This is a genomic window from Pseudomonas guariconensis, from assembly GCF_024127895.1.
GTDB lineage: Bacteria > Pseudomonadota > Gammaproteobacteria > Pseudomonadales > Pseudomonadaceae > Aquipseudomonas > Aquipseudomonas guariconensis_B.
In genome coordinates, this window is the sequence record NZ_JAMYBK010000020.1 from 41,229 (window position 1) to 61,699 (window position 20,471).

General features: G+C 64.6%; 16 protein-coding genes, 1 tRNA gene and 2 pseudogenes. 13 read left to right on the plus strand and 6 right to left on the minus strand.

The window, feature by feature from the left end; genetic code table 11:
* Together NJF35_RS18775 and NJF35_RS18780 are read left to right on the plus strand one after the other, a co-directional pair.
* Window positions 1–543, plus strand: a complete 543-nt coding sequence (locus tag NJF35_RS18775) for a single-stranded DNA-binding protein (RefSeq protein WP_225788804.1) — start codon at window positions 1–3, stop codon at window positions 541–543.
* A 426-nt stretch (window positions 544–969) separates the two neighbouring features.
* Window positions 970–1,119: pseudogene (locus tag NJF35_RS18780) on the plus strand (IS5/IS1182 family transposase); the annotation flags it as partial.
* 245 nt (window positions 1,120–1,364) lie between these two features.
* Here NJF35_RS18780 and NJF35_RS18785 read toward each other — a convergent pair.
* Window positions 1,365–1,868, minus strand: coding sequence for a GlcG/HbpS family heme-binding protein (locus tag NJF35_RS18785; protein ID WP_253091368.1), 504 nt, complete (start codon window positions 1,866–1,868; stop codon window positions 1,365–1,367).
* A 245-nt stretch (window positions 1,869–2,113) separates the two neighbouring features.
* Between NJF35_RS18785 and fdnG the strand changes: the two genes are divergently transcribed.
* The 7 genes from fdnG (at window position 2,114) to NJF35_RS18820 (ending at window position 11,257) form a co-directional block, all read left to right on the plus strand.
* Window positions 2,114–5,182 carry a formate dehydrogenase-N subunit alpha gene (fdnG, locus tag NJF35_RS18790; protein ID WP_253091369.1) on the plus strand — a complete coding sequence of 1,023 codons (3,069 nt, stop codon included), beginning with the start codon at window positions 2,114–2,116 and terminating at the stop codon, window positions 5,180–5,182.
* Window positions 5,182–6,132 (plus strand): formate dehydrogenase subunit beta, encoded by a 951-nt coding sequence (gene fdxH, locus NJF35_RS18795; RefSeq protein ID WP_225788801.1) that lies wholly within the window; start codon window positions 5,182–5,184, stop codon window positions 6,130–6,132. Before fdnG ends, fdxH begins: the two co-directional genes overlap by 1 nt.
* Entirely contained in the window at window positions 6,129–6,785 is a 657-nt protein-coding gene (locus NJF35_RS18800) for a formate dehydrogenase subunit gamma (protein WP_253079908.1), read from the plus strand. Before fdxH ends, NJF35_RS18800 begins: the two co-directional genes overlap by 4 nt.
* Window positions 6,786–6,789: 4 nt before the next feature.
* Window positions 6,790–7,716 (plus strand): formate dehydrogenase accessory protein FdhE, encoded by a 927-nt coding sequence (fdhE, locus tag NJF35_RS18805; RefSeq protein WP_253079907.1) that lies wholly within the window; start codon window positions 6,790–6,792, stop codon window positions 7,714–7,716.
* A gap of 92 nt (window positions 7,717–7,808) precedes the next feature.
* Entirely contained in the window at window positions 7,809–9,236 is a 1,428-nt protein-coding gene (gene selA, locus NJF35_RS18810; protein WP_225788798.1) for an L-seryl-tRNA(Sec) selenium transferase, read from the plus strand.
* Entirely contained in the window at window positions 9,233–11,155 is a 1,923-nt protein-coding gene (gene selB / locus NJF35_RS18815; RefSeq protein WP_253091382.1) for a selenocysteine-specific translation elongation factor, read from the plus strand. The genes selA and selB overlap by 4 nt, the downstream gene beginning before the upstream one ends.
* Window positions 11,156–11,161: 6 nt before the next feature.
* A tRNA-Sec gene (locus NJF35_RS18820) sits at window positions 11,162–11,257 on the plus strand.
* A 74-nt stretch (window positions 11,258–11,331) separates the two neighbouring features.
* Here NJF35_RS18820 and NJF35_RS18825 read toward each other — a convergent pair.
* Together NJF35_RS18825 and NJF35_RS18830 are read right to left on the minus strand one after the other, a co-directional pair.
* Window positions 11,332–12,321, minus strand: a complete 990-nt coding sequence (locus tag NJF35_RS18825) for an asparaginase (protein WP_253091370.1) — start codon at window positions 12,319–12,321, stop codon at window positions 11,332–11,334.
* 72 nt (window positions 12,322–12,393) lie between these two features.
* Window positions 12,394–13,836: an alanine/glycine:cation symporter family protein gene (locus tag NJF35_RS18830; RefSeq protein ID WP_253091371.1), complete on the minus strand. Its 1,443-nt coding sequence runs from the start codon at window positions 13,834–13,836 to the stop codon at window positions 12,394–12,396.
* A gap of 179 nt (window positions 13,837–14,015) precedes the next feature.
* On the opposite strand from NJF35_RS18830, the gene NJF35_RS18835 reads away from it, so the two are divergent.
* Entirely contained in the window at window positions 14,016–14,828 is an 813-nt protein-coding gene (locus tag NJF35_RS18835; protein WP_225788795.1) for a helix-turn-helix domain-containing protein, read from the plus strand.
* Window positions 14,829–14,846: 18 nt separating this feature from the next.
* Here the strand turns inward: NJF35_RS18835 and NJF35_RS18840 are convergent.
* Window positions 14,847–15,632: pseudogene (locus tag NJF35_RS18840) on the minus strand (TSUP family transporter).
* Window positions 15,633–16,003: 371 nt separating this feature from the next.
* Between NJF35_RS18840 and NJF35_RS18845 the strand changes: the two are divergent.
* Together NJF35_RS18845 and NJF35_RS18850 are read left to right on the plus strand one after the other, a co-directional pair.
* Window positions 16,004–16,888 (plus strand): sugar nucleotide-binding protein, encoded by an 885-nt coding sequence (locus NJF35_RS18845; protein WP_225788793.1) that lies wholly within the window; start codon window positions 16,004–16,006, stop codon window positions 16,886–16,888.
* A complete protein-coding gene (locus tag NJF35_RS18850; protein WP_253091372.1) occupies window positions 16,881–17,813 on the plus strand; it encodes an NAD-dependent epimerase/dehydratase family protein in 933 nt (310 codons plus the stop codon). The genes NJF35_RS18845 and NJF35_RS18850 overlap by 8 nt, the downstream gene beginning before the upstream one ends.
* Window positions 17,814–18,000: 187 nt before the next feature.
* Here NJF35_RS18850 and NJF35_RS18855 read toward each other — a convergent pair whose 3' ends face one another.
* A complete protein-coding gene (locus tag NJF35_RS18855; RefSeq protein WP_253091373.1) occupies window positions 18,001–18,447 on the minus strand; it encodes a winged helix-turn-helix transcriptional regulator in 447 nt (148 codons plus the stop codon).
* Window positions 18,448–18,548: 101 nt separating this feature from the next.
* Here NJF35_RS18855 and NJF35_RS18860 point away from each other — a divergent pair, with 101 nt between their 5' ends.
* Complete coding sequence (locus NJF35_RS18860) at window positions 18,549–19,796, plus strand: MFS transporter (RefSeq protein WP_253091374.1); 1,248 nt, start codon at window positions 18,549–18,551, stop codon at window positions 19,794–19,796.
* Here NJF35_RS18860 and NJF35_RS18865 read toward each other — a convergent pair.
* Window positions 19,784–20,467, minus strand: a complete 684-nt coding sequence (locus NJF35_RS18865) for an OmpW/AlkL family protein (protein ID WP_225788789.1) — start codon at window positions 20,465–20,467, stop codon at window positions 19,784–19,786. The two genes, NJF35_RS18860 and NJF35_RS18865, sit on opposite strands and share 13 nt — an antisense overlap.
* Window positions 20,468–20,471: the final 4 nt, after the last annotated feature.

Below are 20,471 nucleotides of genomic sequence, written 5' to 3' on the forward strand. Positions count from 1 at the left end.
ATGGCCCGTGGGGTTAACAAAGTCATTCTGGTCGGCACCTGTGGCCAGGATCCCGAAGTCCGCTACCTGCCCAACGGTAACGCCGTGACCAACCTGAGCCTGGCCACCAGCGAGCAGTGGACCGACAAGCAGACCGGCCAGAAGGTCGAGCGCACCGAGTGGCACCGCGTGGCCATGTTTGGCAAGGTCGCGGAAATTGCCGGTGAGTACCTGCGCAAAGGCTCGCAGGTGTACATCGAGGGCAAGCTGCAGACCCGCGAGTGGGAAAAGGACGGCATCAAGCGTTACACCACCGAGATCATCGTCGACATGCAGGGCACCATGCAGCTGCTCGGCGGCCGCCCGCAGAACCAGCAGCAGGGTGGCGATCCGTACAACCAGGGTGGTGGCAACTACAATCAGGGCGGCCAGCAGCAGTACAACCAAGCGCCACGCCAGCAGGCCCCGCGCCCGCAGCAGGCGCCACAACGTCCTGCGCCGCAGCAGCCGGCTCCGCAGCCTGCCGCTGACTTCGACAGCTTCGATGACGATATTCCGTTCTAGAGAGCACCTTAGCGAAAACTGTAAAGTTTTCCTTGGAGAGCCCCGCACTTGCGGGGTTTTCTTCGTTTTGGGTATGTAAAAAATAACGTGCTCAGATCTATTCGCATTGCAAAGAGTTGCTTGAGTCTTCGGCAAATGTATTTCGACTCAAAGAACGCTTTCTTGAAAGCCCGCAAGGGCTTATTCGCATCGTGGTACCCCGCTCATGTCATCAACTGGTTTCCGAGCTTCTCGAACGTTATCCTGGTGTTAGTTCTCAACTCATTGCGAATGAAGAGGGCTGTACTTCATTGCTGAAACATCGATATCGGTATAAGAGTTACCGATACCCCGTCTTTAGGGATTTTTCGATCAAGTCAGTACAGACTGTCCGGCCTGTACTGAAAGAGCCCTCCGTTCAACTGCCTCCAGCAAGCCCTCCATTCCATGAGTCAGATGAGCTTTTCCGATTTCGAGTACGCCGGTAAGCGCAAGCAAAACCGCCGCAAGCGTTTCCTGGCCGAGATGGAGCAAGTCGTGCGGTGGAGCAGATTGGTTGCGTTGATCGAGCCGTATTACCCAAAGGCAGGTGGCGGCGGGAATTCTGGAGACCATCAACGACTACCAGCGAGACAAGGACCTGTCGTTGCGCTAGGGCACGATTGTCGATGCCGCGATCATTGACGCGCCCATAACGCCAGTCATTGCCGGTTGCTGAGTGGCTTGTTCGGAGTTTCCCTATTACCGGCAAGCCGGCTCCCATGATGACAACCTCCCAGCAGCGCTGCCCCGCATGGACTTCATGAGGGAAGGCTTGCTGGTACAGGGCTCCATACTCCGTCTCAGCCCTCGCTATCGAGCGCGGCCTGGGCAAACTGCGTATCCAGTTCTGGTGTTGCGCCGCTGATACCGATGCCACCAACATGCTTGCCGTTTGCGTCCATGATCGGCAACCCGCCCTCCAGTAAGGTGAATCCCGGCAGTGATGCATATGGGCTCGCCGGCAGCGCGGCGCTGCGTTCTGCGAGTGACCTGGAAGATAAAGGGAAGCGGGCAGACGTCGATGCCTTGAGCTGGGCGACCTTGATGCTGCCACTGCTGGTACCGTCCATGCGGTGGAAGTGCTTGAGGTTGCCATGGTTGTCGACGATGCTGATGACGATGGCGAAGCCTTCGGCGCGGGCAGCGCGCTCAGCGGCCTTGGCCATGCTGCGGGCGCGTTCTGCGGTAATGGGGGAAGGTTGTCCTGCGCTGGTTCGATCGACTGGTTGTGGATCGGCCACGGCGGGCATCGCCAGCAGTGAAGCGCCTATCATGAGCCCAGCCAGTGTGCATATTTTGTTCATATTTATCGTCCATGGAGGTTTGGGACAACCTTTCAGGAGATTTATGCGTAAGGATGTAGTCTCTTTCCTTGATGGATGTAGGGCTTATCGGTGAATGCGGCAAGGCGCATTCGTGATCCAGGTCAGCGCACTTTCCTGATTCTTGACTAATCTTAACGATTGGCGGCCATCAGTTTGCCGCCACCGTGATTGTCCTAGAGGCACCGGCAACGTCCCGGGGCCCAGAACCTGATCAGGAGTGCACGATGGACCTCAACCGTCGGCAGTTCTTCAAGGTCGCCGCCGTCGGCCTTGGAGGCTCGAGCCTCGCGGCGTTGGGCATGGCCCCGACACCCGCGTTCGCCGAGCAGGTGCGTCACTTCAAGCTGGCCCACACCAAAGAAACCCGCAATACCTGCCCCTACTGCTCGGTCGGCTGCGGCCTGATCCTGTACAGCCAGGGGGACGCGGGCAAGAACGTCAAGCAGAACATCATCCACATCGAGGGCGACGCGGACCACCCGGTCAACCGCGGCACCCTGTGCCCGAAGGGCGCCGGCCTGCTGGACTTCATCCACAGCCCCAACCGCCTGCAGTACCCCCAGGTACGCAAGGCGGGCAGCAAGGAGTGGACCCGGGTCAGCTGGGACGAGGCGCTCGACCGCGTCGCCGAGCTGATGAAACAGGACCGCGACGCCAATTTCATCGAGAAGAACGACCAGGGCCAAACGGTCAACCGCTGGCTCTCCACCGGTTTTCTCGCCGCATCCGCCGCCTCCAGCGAAGCCGGCTATCTGACCCACAAGGTCATCCGTTCGCTGGGCATGCTGGGGTTCGATAACCAAGCGCGTGTCTGACACGGCCCGACGGTGGCAAGTCTTGCCCCGACGTATGGCCGTGGTGCCATGACCAACCACTGGTCCGATATCGCCAACGCGAATCTGGTCCTGGTGATGGGTGGCAACGCAGCAGAAGCGCACCCTTGCGGCTTCAAGTGGGTGACCGAGGCCAAGGCGCACAACAAGGCGCGGCTGATCGTGGTCGACCCGCGGTTTACCCGTACCGCTTCGGTAGCGGACTACTACGCGCCGATCCGTACCGGTACCGACATCGCCTTCATGGGCGGGTTGATCAACTACCTGCTGAGCAACGACAAGATCCAGCACGAGTACGTGCGCAACTACACCGACGTGTCGTTCATCGTCAAAGAGAACTATGGCTTCGAGGATGGGCTGTTCAGCGGCTATGACGCGGACAAGCGCATCTATGCCGACAAGTCCGGCTGGGGCTACGAGCTCGGTGAGGATGGCTACGCCAAGGTCGATCCGACCTTGCAGCACCCGCGTTGCGTGTACCAGCTGATGAAGCAGCACTACAGCCGCTATACGCCGGAACTGGCGAGCATGACCTGCGGCATGCCCCAAGACCAGATGATGAAGATCTGGGAAGAGATCGCCACCTGCTCGCAACCGGGCAAGACCATGACGATCCTCTATGCCCTGGGCTGGACGCAGCATTCGATCGGTGCGCAGATCATCCGCAGCGCGGCCATGGTCCAGCTGCTGTTGGGCAACGTCGGCATGCCGGGTGGCGGGGTCAACGCCCTACGTGGTCACTCCAACATCCAGGGCCTGACCGACCTGGGGCTGCTGTCCAACTCGCTGCCGGGCTACCTGACCCTGGCCGGCGATGCCGAGCAGGACTACGCCGCGTTCATCGACAAACGTGCATCGAAGCCGTTGCGCCCGGGCCAGCTGTCGTACTGGCAGAACTACGGCAAGTTCCACGTCAGCCTGATGAAGGCCTGGTATGGCGACAACGCCACTGCCGAGAACAACTGGGGCTACGACTGGCTGCCCAAGCTCGACGTACCGGCCTACGACGTGCTGCGCATGTTCGAGATGATGGGCCAGGGCAAGGTCAACGGCTACATGTGCCAAGGCTTCAACCCGATCGCCGCGCTGCCGGACAAGAACCGCGTCACTGCGGCGCTGGGCAAGCTCAAGTGGCTGGTCATCATGGACCCGCTGGCTACCGAGACCTCGGAGTTCTGGCGCAACGCAGGCCCGTACAACGATGTCGACACGGCCAACATCCAGACCGAGGTGATCCGCCTGCCCACCACCTGCTTCGCCGAGGAGGACGGCTCGCTGGTCAACAGCAGCCGCTGGCTGCAGTGGCACTGGAAAGGCGCCGACGGCCCGGGCGAGGCCCGTACCGACGTGCACATCATGAGCGAGCTGTTCCTGCGCCTGCGCGCGCGCTACACGGCCGAGGGCGGCGCCTATCCCGACCCGCTGCTCAACATCAGCTGGCCGTACAAGGTCCCCGAGGAGCCTTCGCCTGAGGAGTTGGCCAAGGAGATGAACGGCTGGGCGGTGACCGACCAGGCCGACGCCACCGGCGCCGTGATCAAGGGCGGCCAGCAGTTGGCCAGTTTCGCCCAGCTCAAGGACGACGGCAGCACCGCGGCGGGCTGCTGGATCTTCACCGGCTGCTGGACCGAGCAGGGCAACCAGATGGCCCGGCGCGACAACAGCGACCCGTACGGCATGCACCAGGTGCAGAACTGGGCCTGGGCCTGGCCGGCTAACCGGCGGATCCTCTACAACCGCGCTTCCAGCGACCCCCAAGGCAAGCCTTGGGACCCGGAGAAGAAGCGCCTGGTGTGGTGGAACGGCAAGGCCTGGACCGGTACCGACGTGCCGGACTACAAGGTCGACTCGCCACCTGAAGCGGGGATGAACCCGTTCATCATGAACCCCGAGGGCGTCGCGCGTTTCTTCGCCATCGACAAGATGGCCGAGGGGCCGTTCCCCGAACACTACGAGCCGTTCGAGACGCCGATCGGCATCAACCCGCTGCACCCGCAGAACAAGAAGGCGACCAGCAACCCGGCCGGCCGCATCTTCGACTCGGTGTGGGACACCCTGGGCAATCACCAGGAATTCCCCTACGCGGCGACCACCTACCGGCTGACCGAGCACTTCCACTTCTGGACCAAGCACTGCCCGATCAATGCCGTCTTGCAACCCGAGCAGTTCGTCGAGATCGGCGAGGTGCTGGCCAACGAGAAAGGCATCAAGGCCGGCGACCGCGTGCGTGTCACCTGCAAGCGTGGGCATATCGAGGCGGTGGCGGTGGTGACCAAGCGGATCCGTCCGCTGCAGGTCAACAACCAGACCGTGCACCAGATCGGCATCCCGCTGCACTGGGGCTTCACCGGGACGACCCGGCATGGCTACTTGACCAACACCTTGGTGCCGTTCCTCGGTGATGGCAACACCCAGACGCCGGAGTCCAAGTCGTTCCTCGTCAACGTGGAGAAAATCTGATGGCCCAGCAAGATATCATCGCCCGCTCGGCCACCACGACCGTACCGCCCTCGGTACGCCAGCAGCAGGAAGTGGCCAAGCTGATCGACACCACCAAGTGCATCGGTTGCAAGGCCTGCCAGGTGGCGTGCTCGGAGTGGAACGAACTGCGTGACGAGGTCGGCCACAACCATGGCACCTACGACAACCCCCAGGACCTCACCGCCGAAACCTGGACCCTGATGCGCTTCACCGAGCACGAGCGCGACGATGGCAACCTGGAGTGGCTGATCCGCAAGGACGGCTGCATGCACTGCGCCGACCCTGGCTGCCTGAAGGCCTGCCCGAGCCCGGGCGCGATCATCAAGCACGTCAACGGCATCGTCGACTTCAACCAGGACCACTGCATCGGTTGCGGCTACTGCATCACCGGCTGCCCGTTCAACATCCCGCGGATCTCGCAGAAGGACCACAAGGCCTACAAGTGCAGCCTGTGTTCCGACCGCGTGGCCGTGGGCCTGGAGCCGGCCTGCGTGAAGACCTGCCCGACCGGGGCGATCGTCTTCGGCAGCAAGCAGGACATGAAGGATCATGCCGCCGAGCGCATCACTGATCTCAAGTCCCGTGGCTACGACAATGCCGGGCTGTACGACCCGGACGGCGTCGGCGGCACCCATGTGATGTACGTGTTGCACCACGCCGATACGCCCAGGATCTATGCCGGCCTGCCGGACCAGCCGGTGATCAGCCCGCTGGTCGGGCTGTGGAAAGGCATCAGCAAGCCACTGGCGCTGCTGGCCATGGGCGCGGCGGTGCTGGCCGGGTTCTTCCACTATGTGCGGGTCGGGCCGCAGCGGGTCGAGGAGGACGAACACCCGCTGCCCGCCGACGACAGCGTGCACCAGGTGGACCCGTCGGTCCATGTCTATGATCCGACCAAGCCCGGCGGGCAAGGGGAGCAGCGGCCATGAACGACAACAAACCGATCCTGCGCTACAACGCCAACGAACGGACCAACCACTGGATCGTCGCGATCCTGTTCGTCCTGGCCGGGCTGTCGGGGCTGGCGCTGTTCCACCCGGCCTTGTTCTGGCTCAGCCACCTGTTCGGCGGCGGGCCCTGGACGCGTATCCTGCACCCATTCCTGGGCGTGGCGATGTTCGTGTTCTTCCTCGGCCTGGTGCTGCGCTTCTGGCGTGCCAACTTCATCACCGCCAACGACCGTCAGTGGCTGCGCCGCATCGACCGGGTGATGCGCAACCAGGAGGAGGGCGTGCCGCCGATCGGCAAGTACAACGCCGGGCAGAAGCTGCTGTTCTGGACCCTGCTGTTGTGCATGCTGGTGCTGCTGGTCAGTGGCGTGGTGATCTGGCGTGCCTATTTCAGCCACTACTTCGATATCGGCGCCATTCGCCTGGCCACCTTGCTGCATGCGCTGGCGGCCTTCGTGCTGATCCTCAGCATCATCGTGCACATCTACGCCGGCATCTGGATCAAGGGCTCGGTCGGCGCCATGCTGCATGGCTGGGTCAGTCGAGCCTGGGCGCGCAAGCACCATGAACTGTGGTACCGGGACGTGACCGGCGACAAGACGCCCCACGGCCCGGGTAGCAAAGAAGGATGACCGCTTGAGCACATTACTCGAACCCGGGCAGATCGAAGCGGCGGCGAGCGCGCCGCCGTTCCTCCACCTGCCACCTGCCACGCTTTTCGACGTGCGCGCCGCGCGCCTGGAACAACTGGCCGAAGGGCATGTCCTGGGCGATTACCTACGGTTGGTCGCCCGGTTGTGCCGGATCCAGCAGCAGTTGCTGGCGCAGCCACCGAGTGAGCTGCCGGTGGCCGAGGAGCGTCAACGCCTGTGCCTGAGCCACGGCCTGCCGCCCCTGGCTGCCGACAGCCTGGTGCGTGAGGGGCCGTGGCTGGCATGGTTGCAGGCGCTGCTCGAACGTTTCGACGACGCACCCACCGGGCCGCTTGGCCAGGCACTGGAGCAACTGCGTCAGAGCGACGAAAGCCAGCGCAAAGGCTGGGGTATCGCCTTGCTCGGCGGCCAGTACGATGCCGTGCCGGCAGCCCTGGTGCCGTTCATCGGCGCAGCCCTGCAGGCGGCCTGGAGCCATTGGCTGCTGAGCTTGCCCGGGCCTGAGCTCAAGCCCACGGGCAGCCTGGCCCAGTGCCCGGCCTGTGGCGCTCCGGCGATGGCCGGGGTGGTGCGCAACCGCGGCCGGCACAACGGCCTGCGCTACCTGGCTTGCTCGCTGTGTGCCTGCGAATGGCATGTGGTGCGGGTCAAGTGCGTGTACTGCGAGTCGAGCAAGGACCTGCGCTACACCAACCTGCAGGACGATCGCCACGCCGCCGGCAAGGCGCCGCTGAGGGCCGAGTGTTGCCCCGGCTGCGACAGCTATCTCAAGCAGTGCTACCTGGAAAACGACAGCGCGGCGGAGCCGCTGGCCGACGACCTCGCCAGCCTGGCCCTGGACATGCGCCTGGACGAGGAGGGCTTCCATCGGCTGGCGCCGAACCTGATGCTCGCACCGGGAGGTGGCTGAGGCACTACACTGGAACAGCGAACGGCCCATACGCGCCAAACCGCGTATGGGCCAGAACAGACAACGGACCCGTTTGAGCAAGGTAGTACCGCATGCCCTCGAGCCTCGCCAGCGACACCCCGCGCCTCCCCTCCATCGATACCCTGCTGCGACACCCGAACGGCCACCCGCTGATCGAGCGCCACGGCCGTGACGCCGTGCTGGCCGCGCTGCGCCAGTTGCTCGACGACCTGCGCGAACCGGCCCGGCTTGGCCAGCTCGATGCATTGGAGCTGGCCCCGCAAGTCTTGCTCGGCCGCGCCGGCGAGCGCCTGGCCATCCAGCAACGCAGCCAGGTGCGCAGGGTCTTCAACCTTACCGGCACCGTCCTGCACACCAACCTCGGCCGCGCACTGCTGCCCGAGGAAGCCGTCGAGGCCATGCAGGCCGCCGCCCGTTATCCGCTGAACCTGGAGTTCGACCTGGCCAGCGGCAAGCGCGGGGACCGCGACGACCTGATCGAAGGCCTGATCCGCGAGCTCACCGGCGCCGAGGCGGTCACCGTGGTCAATAACAACGCCGCCGCCGTGCTGCTGGCGCTCAACAGCCTGGGCGCGCGCAAGGAGGGCATCATTTCCCGTGGCGAGCTGATCGAGATCGGCGGCGCCTTCCGCATCCCCGACATCATGGCCCGCGCCGGTGTGCGCCTGCACGAGGTCGGCACCACCAACCGTACCCATGCCCGCGACTACGAGGGCGCGATCAACCCGCGCACCGGCCTGCTGATGCGCGTGCACTGCAGCAACTACAGCATCCAGGGCTTCACCACCCAGGTGGCTACCGCCGAACTGGCAAGGATCGCCCATGAGCATGGCCTGCCCTTGCTCGAGGACCTGGGCAGCGGCAGCCTGCTCGACCTGACCCGCTGGGGTCTGCCTGCAGAGCCGACGGTGCGCCAGGCCCTGCTCGACGGTGCCGATATCGTCACCTTCAGTGGCGACAAGCTGCTCGGTGGCCCGCAGGCCGGCATCATCGTCGGGCACAAGGCGCTGATCGCCAGGATCAAGAAGAACCCGCTCAAGCGCGCCCTGCGCGTCGACAAGATCACCCTGGCCGCCCTGGAGGCAGTGCTGGCGCTCTACCGCAATCCCGACCGCCTGGCCGAGCGCTTGCCCAGCCTGCGCCTGCTGACCCGTCCCCAGGCCGAGATCATGGCCCAGGCCCAGCGCCTGGTGCCGGCACTGGCTGCCTGCCTGGGGCCGCAATGGACTGTGAGCGCCGAGCCGGCCCTGGGCATGATCGGCAGCGGCAGCCAACCCGTGGCACGTCTGCCCAGTGCTGCCTTGTGCCTGCGCCCGCAGGTGTCGAAGAAGCTGCGTGGGCGCAGCCTGCATGTGCTCGAGCGAGCCCTGCGCAGCCTGCCGGTGCCGGTGCTCGGGCGTATCGACGACGACGCCCTCTGGCTCGACCTGCGCCAGCTGGATGACGAAGCCCAATGGCTGGCGCAGTTGCCTGCGCTGCAGGTGGGGCCGGCGCAGTGATCGTCGGTACCGCCGGGCATATCGACCATGGCAAGACCGCGCTGCTCCAGGCCCTGACCGGCCAGGCCGGCGACCAGCGCCAGGAGGAACGTGCCCGAGGCATGACCATCGACCTGGGCTACCGCTACGCCGCCCTGGCCGAGGATGCGCCTCTGACGGGCTTCATCGATGTGCCGGGCCACGAGCGCTTTATCCACAACATGCTTGCCGGCGCCCATGCCATCGACCTGGTGTTGCTGGTGGTGGCCGCCGACGATGGCGTCATGCCGCAGACCCGTGAGCACCTGGCGATCATCGAGTTGCTGGGGATTCCCCGGGCCTTGGTGGCGATCAGCAAGTGCGACCGGGTGGAGCCGGCGCGCCTGGCCGAGGTACAGGCGCAGGTGGCCGACTTGCTGGCGCCGGGGCCTTACGCTGGAGCGCCGCAGTTCCCGTTGTCGAGCGTCACCGGTGAAGGTGTCGAAGAGCTGCGCCAGGCCCTGCGCGAGGCCCAGGGTGACGTGGCCCGGCGCAGCGTGGCCGGCGGTTTTCGCCTGGCCATCGACCGGGCCTTCGCCGTGTCGGGCGCAGGTATCGTGGTCACCGGTACCGCGTTGGCCGGCCGCGTGACTGCGGGCGATACGCTATTGCTGGGCAAGGCCGGCAAACCGGTGCGGGTCCGAGGCCTGCATGCGCAGAACCAGGCGGCGCTGGTGGCCGAGGCCGGGCAGCGGGTGGCCTTGAACATCAGCGCCGAGCGCCTGGCCGTGGAGCAGATCCACCGCGGTGACTGGTTGGTGGCCGAGTGGCTGCATGCGCCCAGTACCCGCGTCGACATCGAGTTGGCGTTGTTGCCCGGCGAGACACGGGCGTTCGAGCATTTCGGCGCCGTGCATGTGCACCTCGGTACCCAGGATGTCACGGCGCGGGTGGCACTGCTGGAAGGTGAGAAACTGCTGCCCGGCCAGCGCATGTTCGCCCAGTTGTTGCTCAACGCGCCTTTGCAGGCGGTGCACGGCGACAGGCTGGTGCTGCGCGACCAGCGCGCACAACGAACCCTTGGCGGCGGCCAGGTGCTCGACCCCTTCGCCCCGAGCCGGCAGCGCCGCAGCGAGGCGCGCCTGCGCCAGTTGCAGGTATTGCGTACTGCGCGGGACCTGGAGCAGGCATTGCCCGCCTTGCTCGATGCCGCACCTGCCGGGCTCGACCCGCAGCGCCTGGAGCGTCAGTTCAACCGGCTGCGCGGCACCTGGCATCTGCCGCAGGACGTGCTGGTGGTCGCCACGCGCCAGGGCCAGTTGCTGTTCGCCACTGGCCATTGGCAAGCGCTGAAGCATCAGGTGCTGGAGCAGCTGGCGCAGTTCCATGAACAGGAGCCGGACCAGTTGGGCCCGGACCGCGACCGCTTGCGCCGTTTCGTCGCGCTGCCCCTGGAGCGGCCGGCTTTCGTCAGCCTGCTGGACGAATTGCTGGCCGAGGGGGCCATCGACAGCAGCGGCCCATGGTTGCACCTGCCAGGCCACAAGGTGCAGTTGAGCGAGGCTGACGCCGCGCTCTGGGAGCGTGTGCAGTCGCAGCTACTGGCCGGTGGGTTCGAGCCGCCCTGGGTCAGGACGCTGGCCGGGGCGCAGAACGTAGAGGAGGCCCAAGTGCGCCTTCTGCTGCGCAAGCTGGCCCGGCTTGGCCTGGTGCACCAGGTGGTGCGCGACCTGTTCTATCCCGAGGCGACCCTGCGGCGCATGGCCGATATGCTCTTGCAGCATTCGGCCAGTACGCCGATAGTGCAGGTCGCCGCGTTTCGCGATATGTTGGGCATCGGTCGCAAGCGCACCGTGCAGATCCTCGAATACTTCGACCGTATCGGCCTGACCCGGAGGGTCGCCGACCAGCGTCATATCCGCGCCGACAGCGCCCTGGCCCAGCAGCAGGCCAGGCACTGAATACAAGGAAGGCAATCGCGCCCGGTGGCGCGGCCGGGCTTCAAACCCGGTTGGGGACGGCAGCCGTTCCCGGGCAGGTTCGACTCCCGCTGCCTTCCGCCACTTTCCCAGCAGCCCCATTAAGACGACTCGGTTGACGGCAGCCCCCCGCGAGTGCGTCCGTACGGACGCCGCCGTCATGCCCGCTCGCCGCAAAGGTCCAGGGCAAACCAATGCTCGGCCGCCTGCACATCCAACCCAGCCCCCAGCAGGGCGAACAACTTGCCCAGCGCCGCTTCCCGGGTCATGCCGCCGCCACTGACCAGCCCGGCATCGCGCAGGCGGCTGCCAGCGGCATAGGTATCGAACACCACCGAGCCCTCCGGACACTGGCTGATCGCCACGATCATCACCCCGCCCTGGCGCGCGTCGTGCAGGGCATCGAGCAGGGCCTGGTCGTCGGATGGGCCGGTGCCGCTGCCATAGCACTCCAGCACCAGGCCCTGCACGCCGCTGTCGAACACGGCCTGCAGCAGATCCGCCCGCAAACCGGGGACGACCGGCAGCACCGCAAGGTTCACCGGCTGGCGCGGCTGGCGATAGTCCAGCGCCGGTGGAATCGCCGGGGCGCGTTCACCGTCGCGCTGGCGGGGCAGGGCGGCAAAGGCATCGAAGGCTTCGCTACGCAGTTTCGACGTGCGGCAGCCGTGCAACAGCTGACCGTGGAAATACAGCTGCACGCCATCCTCCAGGCCACTCTCGAACAGGCGCAAGGCTCCGCACAGGTTGCTCCAGGCGTCGCTGCCCGGAGCGCCTGCCGGCAGCATGGAGCCGGTCAGCAGCACCGGTACCGGCAGGCCAAGCAGCAGGAAGGACAGGGCCGCGGCGCTGTAGGCCAGGGTGTCGGTGCCGTGCAGCACCAGCACGCCGTCATGGCCCTGGCGTTCCACCGCCTCGACGATGGCGTCGCGCATGGCCAGCCAGTTGGCCTGCTGCATGTTGGCGCTATCGATCAGCGGGTCGAGCTCGCGCAAGGCCCATGCAAGGCGCGGCGCATCGGCCTGTTGCGCCAGGTATTCGCGCATTCGCGCTTCGAAACCGCCGGCCGGTGCCAGGCCTTCGGGTGACTGCAGCATACCGATGGTGCCACCGGTATAGAGAACGAGGAGATTCTTGACTGCACGCATGGGAACCTTCCGTAGCGGTGAGCGGAGAAAGGGCAGCCGCCCGCGGACGGGGCGGCTGGGCAGGGGAGGATATCAGCGCTGCGGCTGGACTTGGCCGACGGCGTTGTCAGCGGCTGTTTCAGCCTGTGGATTGGCAGGCCAGGCGTTGCGGTCCAGGTCCAGGTCGGTGAACTTGGCCGAGTCGAATACCGGCTGGGCGATACCGGCACGGCGCTGGGCGTCGTAGTCGCGCATCACCCGCAGGCCGATCTTGAACAGCAGGGCCAGGGCGATCAGGTTGACGAACGCCAGGCAGGTCATGGTGATGTCGGCGAAGGCGAACACCGTGGACAGGTCCTGCACCGAACCCCAGATGACCAGCACCAGCACCAGGCCACGGTAGCCCATCAGCACCGCGCGGTTGCGGCTGAGGAACAGCAGGCTGTTCTCGCCCAGGTAGTAGTTGTAGAGGATGCAGGTGAAGACGAACAGCGACAGGGCGACGCTGACGAACAGGCGGCCCCAGTCACCGACCACTGCCGCCAGGGAGTTCTGGGTCAGGACGATACCGTCGCCTTCGAAGCCTGGGGTATAGAAACCCGACAGCAGGATCAGCAGCGCGGTGCAGGTGCAGATCACGAAGGTATCGAGGAACACGCTGAACGCCTGCACCACGCCCTGGGCACCGGGGTGTTTCACGGCCGCCACGGCGGCAACGTTCGGGGCGCTGCCCAGACCCGCTTCGTTGGCGAACACACCACGCTTGACGCCCATGACGATGGCGCTGCCGAGCAGGCCGCCGAAGGCCGGGTCGAGGCCGAAGGCGCTCTTGAAGATGGTTTCCAGCATGGCCGGGACGTGCTCGATCTGGCTACCGATCACGTACAGGGTCACGCCGATGTAGGCCAAGGTCTTGACCGGCACCAGCAGGTCCGAGACCGCGGCGATGCGCTTGATGCCACCGAGGAAGACGATCGCCAGCAGCACGGCCAGGGCGATACCGGTGTGGTTCGGGGCGAAGCCGAAGGCGTTCTGCAGCGAGTGGGTGACGGTGTACGACTGCAGGCCGTTGAAGGCGAAGCCGTAGGTCACCAGCAGCAGGATGGAGAACACCACCGCCATGCTCTTGAGCTTCAGGCCGTGCAGGATGTAGTAGGCCGGGCCGCCACGGTACAGGCCATCGCCGTCGGTGCGCTTGTAGACCTGGGCCAGGGTGCATTCGAAAAAGCTGCTGGACATGCCCACCAGCGCGGTGACCCACATCCAGAACACCGCCCCCGGGCCGCCCAGGGTCACGGCGATGCCGACACCGGCGATATTGCCTGCGCCAACGCGCCCGGCGAGGCTCAGCATCAGGGCCTGGAACGAGCTCAACTGGCCGGCCTGGCCACGCAGCGACTCCTTGAAGACGCCGAACATGTGGCCGAAGTGGCGGAACTGGACGAACCGCGAACGGAGGGTGAAGTAACCGCCGAGTCCGACGATCAGCACGATGAGGAGTTTCCCCGAAAGGAAATCGTTGAGTGCTTCGAGCATTGGGAAATGACCTCGATTCTTATTCTTCGCGTGGAAAGAACAGCGGGCGCAAGGACGCGCCGCTTTCGTTGGCGCGCATGGTTGGTCATGACACCAATGGTTACAATTTCGCGGGTTGCTCTGAGTTGATGCGACTTGATGCTAGAATGGCGTCACTCGCATCAGCTGGACATCGTTTCATGGGCGATCACTTCGCTACCAACCTCAAATTGGCCTGCAGCCATTACCGCTCTATCTCGGAGGTTTGCCGGCAACTGTCGATCAACCGCGCGCAGTTCAACAAGTACCTGAGCGGTCAGAGCCGTCCGACGGCCTACAACCTCAAGCGCATCGGCGACTTTTTCGGCGTCGAGGGTTACGAGCTGGGCCTGCCGCCGGAGCAGTTCGCCCGCCTGATCGGTGTGCGCAACCTGTCCACGCAGGCGGGGCAGCACGATGACCCGATCAGCGAGCTGTTCAGGCCGTTGCACGAGCACGCCGGCAACCTGTCGCGCTATTGCGGCTATTACTTCGAGTATTCCAACTGCATGTCGGTACCCGGTTCGGTCCTGGTGTCGCTGGTGCATCTATGGGAGGAACGCGGCCGTTTCCTGTTCGAGCGCCAGGAGCGGCAGGAGCGCACCAGCGCCACCGACGTGCACGCCGAAATACGCTGCCGCTACCTGGGCGCGGCTTTCCAGCTGCAGGACCGGGTATTTCTGATCGACTACGAGTCGCTGACCCTCAACGAGATGAGCCAGACCATCCTCATCCCCAGCTTCAAGAGCCGCATCACCCGCCTCAACGGCCTCAAGACCGGCGTCTCCAGCGGCGACCGGCGCAACCCCGCCTGCACCCGTGTGGTCTGGGAGTACCTGGGCGAGGAAATCAACCGCATCAATGCCTACCGCCAGGTCCGGCTGTACCAGCCGGACGACCCGCGTATCGATGACGACGTGCGTGAGCGGCTGAGCGTGGGGCCGCTCAGCAATGGGTTGTTCGAGATCGAGTGAGTTGCAGGCAGTTATGGGTCAGAGGTGTCGCAGCCATTGGCCGATCGGGTTGCCATCGCTGAACAGCAGTCGCAGCGCCATGAGGCAACACACTGAAATCAGCAAGGGTTTGATGAGCCGTGGCCCGAAATGCAGGGCGCAGCGAGCCCCTGCTTGTGCGCCGACGATGGCGCAGGCCGCCATTGTCAATGCCAATGGCCACAGGATGGCGCCGCCAAGCATGAATACCAGGAGAGCCCCGAGGTTGCATGAGGCATTGAGCAGTTTGCTGTTGCAAACAGCCTGCAGGATGTTCTGCCCGAGCAAGAGTGTGAAGGCAACCATGAAGAATGAGCCGGTGCCTGGGCCGAATATTCCATCGTAGAAGCCAATCAGCGGTACAAGGGTAAGGGTGAAGCAAGTCATCGACAGTTTGGCTGCACGCTGACGTTCATCCAGTTTCGGGGTGAAGGCGAAGTAGACTGCAACTGCAATCAACAGCAAGGGGACGGAGGTTTCAAGTATCGCTCTGTCGAGCAGAGTTACCGAAAGTGCGCCTGCCGCACCACCTGCAAAAGACAGTGCAGCATTGGCCGCCCTGATTTCCAATCGATCATCCGCTTGCGGGCAAAGGCGACGGTGGCCGAGACGCTGGCAGAGGACGCCTGGGATTTATTGGTGGCGATGGCCAGCACGGGGCCGAAACCCGCAATGAACAGCGCTGGAAGGGTGAGCAGCCCACCACCGCCTGCAATGGCATCGAAGAAGCCTGCTAAAGAGGGCGATGGCGCCCAGCAACAGTAGCGTTGAAAGTTCTATATCCATGGGGCGCCTGCTGGAATTAGTCACGTACGAGGCCGAAAAGGGGCAGGCTTGGAAGCCACTGGGTGCATATATTGGGGGGGGCTTGGTTTTCCACGAGTCGAAATGTTGAGGTGCACACGATATTCATCTAAGTATTCTTAGTTGTGTGCGTTGGTTTTTTCCTGGCTGTTTGCCGGCAAGTATTTAGGCAAGTTTTTTGGTTTTGCGATGCAGGATCTGGCCTGTCTCGTATATAGGAAAACTCCCAATGATCGATAGGAATGAGTAAGGTCAGCGGGAGTTGTATCAAGCGCGTAAGGTTGGACTTCCCTGATCGGAACCCGCAAAATGTTCGCTTTCCTTCTATCAACCTGTTCGGATCTGCTGACTCTATGCGTATGCGCCTGATGCTGTTGGGTGGTGGCAATGCCCTCGGGCAAGCGCTGATTCGTCTCGGGGCCGAGGAGGACATCGGATTCCTGGCACCGCGTCCGCCGGAAAACGGCTGGGACCCGGCCAGCCTGACCCTGCTGCTCGACGAACAGCGCCCCGATGCGGTGGTCAACCTGGCCTATTACTTCGACTGGTTCCAGGCCGAGTCGGTCAGCGAGCAGCGCCTGGCGCAACAGGAGCGGGCGGTGGAGCGGCTGGCGGAGCTGTGCCAGCACCACCAAATCATCCTGGTGCAGCCCTCCAGCTACCGGGTGTTCGACGGCTCGCGGGCCACGGCCTACAGCGAGAAGGACGAGCCGGTGCCCCTGGGGCTGCGCGGCCAGGCGCTGTGGCGTATCGAGCAGAGCGTGCGGGCGACCTGCCCGCAGCATGTGTTGCTGCGCTTCGGCTGGGTGCTGGACGAGAGCATCGATGGCGTGCTGGGCCGCTTCCTCACCCGTGCCGAGCAACCCCAGGAATTGTTGCTGGCGGACGACCGTCGCGGTAACCCGACGCCGGTGGACGATGCCGCGCGGGTGATCCTCTCGGTGCTCAAGCAACTCGATTGCGATGCGCCCTTGTGGGGCACCTACCATTACGCCGGCAACGAGGCCACCACGCCGCTGGCGCTGGGGCAGGCTATCCTCAGCGAGGCGGCGCAATGGCACAAGCTGGCCGTGCAGGCGCCCACGCCCCAGGCCCATGCCGCGCGCCCGGATGCCAGCGAGGAGCCACAGAACGCCGTGCTGGCCTGCAAGAAGATCCTTCACACCTTCGGTATCAAGCCCCGTGCCTGGCGCGCCGGCTTGCCACCCCTACTGGACCGGTTCTACCGACATGGCTGACGCCCCCATCCTGATCACCGGCGGTGCCGGCTTCATTGGTTCGCACCTATGCGATGCGTTGCTGGACAAAGGCCATGCGGTGCGCGTGCTGGACGACTTGTCCACCGGCAAGCGCGACAACCTGCGGCTCGACCACCCTGGCCTGGAGCTGATCGAAGGCGATGTCGCCGATGCCGCACTGGTCAAGCGTGCGGCTGCCGGCTGCTGCGCCGTGGTCCACCTGGCGGCGGTCGCCTCGGTGCAGGCGTCGGTCGAAGACCCGGTGCGAACCCACCAGAGCAACTTCGTCGGTACCCTCAACGTCTGCGAGGCGATGCGCGTAAACGGCATACGCCGCGTGCTGTTCGCTTCCAGCGCGGCGGTGTACGGCAACAACGGCGAAGGCGAGTCGATCGCCGAGGACACGCCCAAGGCACCCTTGACGCCCTATGCGGTAGACAAGCTGGCCAGCGAGCAATACCTGGACTTCTACCGTCGCCAGCACGGGCTGGAGCCAGTGGTGTTCCGCTTCTTCAATATCTTCGGACCGCGCCAGGACCCGTCCTCGCCGTATTCCGGGGTGATCAGCATCTTCTGCGAACGTGCCACCAACGGCTTGCCGATCACCGTGTTCGGCGATGGCGAGCAGACCCGCGACTTTCTCTATGTCGGTGACCTGGTACAGGTGATGGTCCAGGCCCTGGAGCAGGAGCAGGTCGAGGAGGGGGCGGTGAACATCGGCCTGAACCAGGCCACTTCGCTGAACCAGTTGCTGGCCGCCCTGGAGCAGGTGGTCGGCCACCTGCCCGCGGTCAGCTACGGCCCGCCGCGCTCGGGCGATATCCGCCATTCCCGGGCCGACAATACGCGCTTGCTGGCGCGTTTCGCGTTTGCGCAGCCGACTTCGATGGTCGAGGGGCTGGCGCGTTTGTTGGGCAAGGCCTGACGGGCACCTCATCTGCTTATTCGCAAGCAAGCCTGCCCCTGCAAGCCGCATCATGTACGGCCAACTCTGCCCCTGTGGGAGCCGGCTTGCCGGCGATGGGCTGCAACGCAGCCCCAAGATCAACGCACCGCTTGACTGACCGGCATTGAGCCTATCTGCGAACCGGGCCGGACTGCCGTCATGACGTTCATCCACTATGGCGCACAGCCTGCCGATGGCAATCCTCGGGGCTTAGAATCCGACCATCCTTTGCTCGTACCACCAATGTATCGATGGGCTGCCCAGTGGCGTTGTCCACCAACTGTGAGCGCGTCTCGCCTGCCTCGAACAGGAACCGCTCACCCCATTGGCGCATGCCGATGACGATGGGGAAGACCGCGCCCCCCTGCTCGGTCATGACGTATTCCTTGTAGGCACTGCCGTCCGAGGCTGGCCGTAACTCAAGCAGGCCGCTCTCCACCAGCTGCTTCAGGCGTGAGGCGAGGATGTTTTTCGCCAGCCCCAGGTTCTTCTGAAACTCACTGAAGCGCCGCAAGCCATCGAAGGCGTCACGCAGGATCATCAGCGACCAACGGTCTCCGATCACTTCAAGAGCTCGGGCCACTGGGCATTGGTTGTTTCTCTCGTCGAGCATGGGGTAACCCTTCGGATCAGTCTGGTTGCAGATTAAAACCACATTTGCTAGAAAGCCAGCTTGTGGTTTCAATTTGCAACCAGAGTGCACAGGAGTGTGCCATGCCGTCCCCGCATCCCGAGTCTCTTGTTCACGATCAACCGAGCCGCTCGCTGACGTTGCTGCTCGCCACCACTTGCGCCCTGGCGGTAGCCACAGTGTATTTTGCCCAACCTTTGCTGGGGGCCATGGCGGCCAGCCTGGGAATCAGTCAGGCACACGTCGGTCTGGTGGTCGGCTCGACCCAGGCGGGCTATGCCGTTGGCCTGTTGTTGATCGTGCCGCTGGGCGACCTGTTCGATCGCAAGCGCTTGATCCTGTGCCAACTACTGCTATCGATGCTGGCCTTGCTGACGGTGGGCATGGCCTGGGATTGGGCCGTGCTGCTGGCGGCCATGGGCGTGGTCGGGTTGATGGCTGTGGTGGTGCAGGTGATGGTGGCCCATGCCGCCACCCTGGCCTCACCCACCCGCCAGGGCCAGGTGGTGGGCGCGGTCACCAGCGGTGTGGTGCTGGGCATCCTGTTGGCGCGCCTGGTTGCTGGGGGCATGGCTGACCTGGCCGGTTGGCGGAGTGTCTACCTTGGCGCGGCGGGTCTGGTCATGGTGATGGCCTTGCTGTTGTGGCGAACCCTGCCCGGCGCCCCGCCCGGAGAGCGTAGGCAGGGGTATCGGGCGTTGCTCGGTTCTCTGATCGGCCTGTACCGATACGATCGTCTCTTGCGCCAGCGGGGCCTGCTTGCGCTGCTGATCTTTGCTGCCTTCAGCGTGCTGTGGAGCACCATGGTGCTGCCCTTGAGTGCTGCGCCGCTAGCCCTGAGCCATACCCAGGTCGGCCTGTTCGGCCTGGCTGGCATCGCCGGAGCCTTGGCAGCGGCGCGTGCGGGCCGTATGGCCGATCGGGGCCTGGGAGAGCGCACCACTGGGTTGGCCTTGGCGGTGTTGACGTTGTCATGGCTGCCGAGCGCGCTGCTCGGACAATCGCTGCTGGCCCTGGCGCTGGGTGTATTGATGCTGGACTTCGCCGTGCAGGCGGTACACGTCACCAACCAGAGCCTGCTGCTGGCGGGGCGCGGCGAAATGGCTAGCCGGCTGATCGGTGCCTACATGTGCTGTTATTCGATCGGCAGTGGCCTGGGCGCGGTAGCCGCGACTTGGTTGCATGCCCGTTGGGGCTGGATGGCGGTGTGTGGCCTAGGTGCATCGATCAGCGCACTGGCCTGGGGGTACTGGCTGTACCTGCGAATCGTTGAGGGGCGGTGTGGCATGGCGGCCGGAGCCGCCATGCCGGGAGGGGATCAGAACTTGTAACCGATACCGACCATGTAGACCCACGGGTCGACATCCACGTCGACCTTGGTCTTGCCCACGCCCAGGGCGTTCGGGCCGTCGACGGTGGCCTTGGTGTCGATGTCGATGTACCAGACCGAGGCGTTGACCAGCAGGTTGTCGGTGAGCATGTAGTCCATGCCCAGTTGGCCGGCCAGGCCGACCGAGTCCTGCAGCTTCAGGTTGCTGAAGCCCTGCTGCTTGCGCGCGCTGCTGAGGTCTTCGTCGAAGAACATCGTGTAGTTGATGCCGATGCCGGCGTAGGGCTGGAACTTCGAGGTCGGCGCCATCGGGTAGTACTGCAGCGACAGGGTCGGTGGCAGGTGCTTGATGTCGGCCAGCTTGCCGTCCAGGCCTGGGCCGAGGCCCTTGACCGCCACGGTGTGGTTGAACGGGGTAGCGGCCAGCAGCTCCAGGCCGATGTGGTCGGTGAGCATGTAGGCGAAAGTCAGGCCCAACTGGGTGTCGCTGTCCAGCGTCGCCTTGGTGCCCGAGACCTTGGCGCCATCGAGCTTCAGGGCGCTGCTGTCTTCGTTCGGCGAAACGGTGGCGGCGCCGGCACGGATGATGATGTCGCCCGCCTGGTGGGCGTGGGCAACAGGGGCTGCGAGCGCCAGGGCAACGAGCGAGGCGCCGAGCAAGGACTTGTTCATGGAA

Coding starts and splice junctions, on each gene's coding strand:
- NJF35_RS18775 (WP_225788804.1), top strand. CDS start 1: ATGGCCCGTGGGGTTAACAAAGTCATTCTGGTCGGCACCTGTGGCCAG.
- NJF35_RS18785 (WP_253091368.1), bottom strand. CDS start 1,868: ATGAACAAAATATGCACACTGGCTGGGCTCATGATAGGCGCTTCACTG.
- fdxH (WP_225788801.1), top strand. CDS start 5,182: ATGGCCCAGCAAGATATCATCGCCCGCTCGGCCACCACGACCGTACCG.
- NJF35_RS18800 (WP_253079908.1), top strand. CDS start 6,129: ATGAACGACAACAAACCGATCCTGCGCTACAACGCCAACGAACGGACC.
- selA (WP_225788798.1), top strand. CDS start 7,809: ATGCCCTCGAGCCTCGCCAGCGACACCCCGCGCCTCCCCTCCATCGAT.
- NJF35_RS18825 (WP_253091370.1), bottom strand. CDS start 12,321: ATGCGTGCAGTCAAGAATCTCCTCGTTCTCTATACCGGTGGCACCATC.
- NJF35_RS18830 (WP_253091371.1), bottom strand. CDS start 13,836: ATGCTCGAAGCACTCAACGATTTCCTTTCGGGGAAACTCCTCATCGTG.
- NJF35_RS18835 (WP_225788795.1), top strand. CDS start 14,016: ATGGGCGATCACTTCGCTACCAACCTCAAATTGGCCTGCAGCCATTAC.
- NJF35_RS18845 (WP_225788793.1), top strand. CDS start 16,004: ATGCGTATGCGCCTGATGCTGTTGGGTGGTGGCAATGCCCTCGGGCAA.
- NJF35_RS18850 (WP_253091372.1), top strand. CDS start 16,881: ATGGCTGACGCCCCCATCCTGATCACCGGCGGTGCCGGCTTCATTGGT.
- NJF35_RS18855 (WP_253091373.1), bottom strand. CDS start 18,447: ATGCTCGACGAGAGAAACAACCAATGCCCAGTGGCCCGAGCTCTTGAA.
- NJF35_RS18860 (WP_253091374.1), top strand. CDS start 18,549: ATGCCGTCCCCGCATCCCGAGTCTCTTGTTCACGATCAACCGAGCCGC.
- NJF35_RS18865 (WP_225788789.1), bottom strand. CDS start 20,467: ATGAACAAGTCCTTGCTCGGCGCCTCGCTCGTTGCCCTGGCGCTCGCA.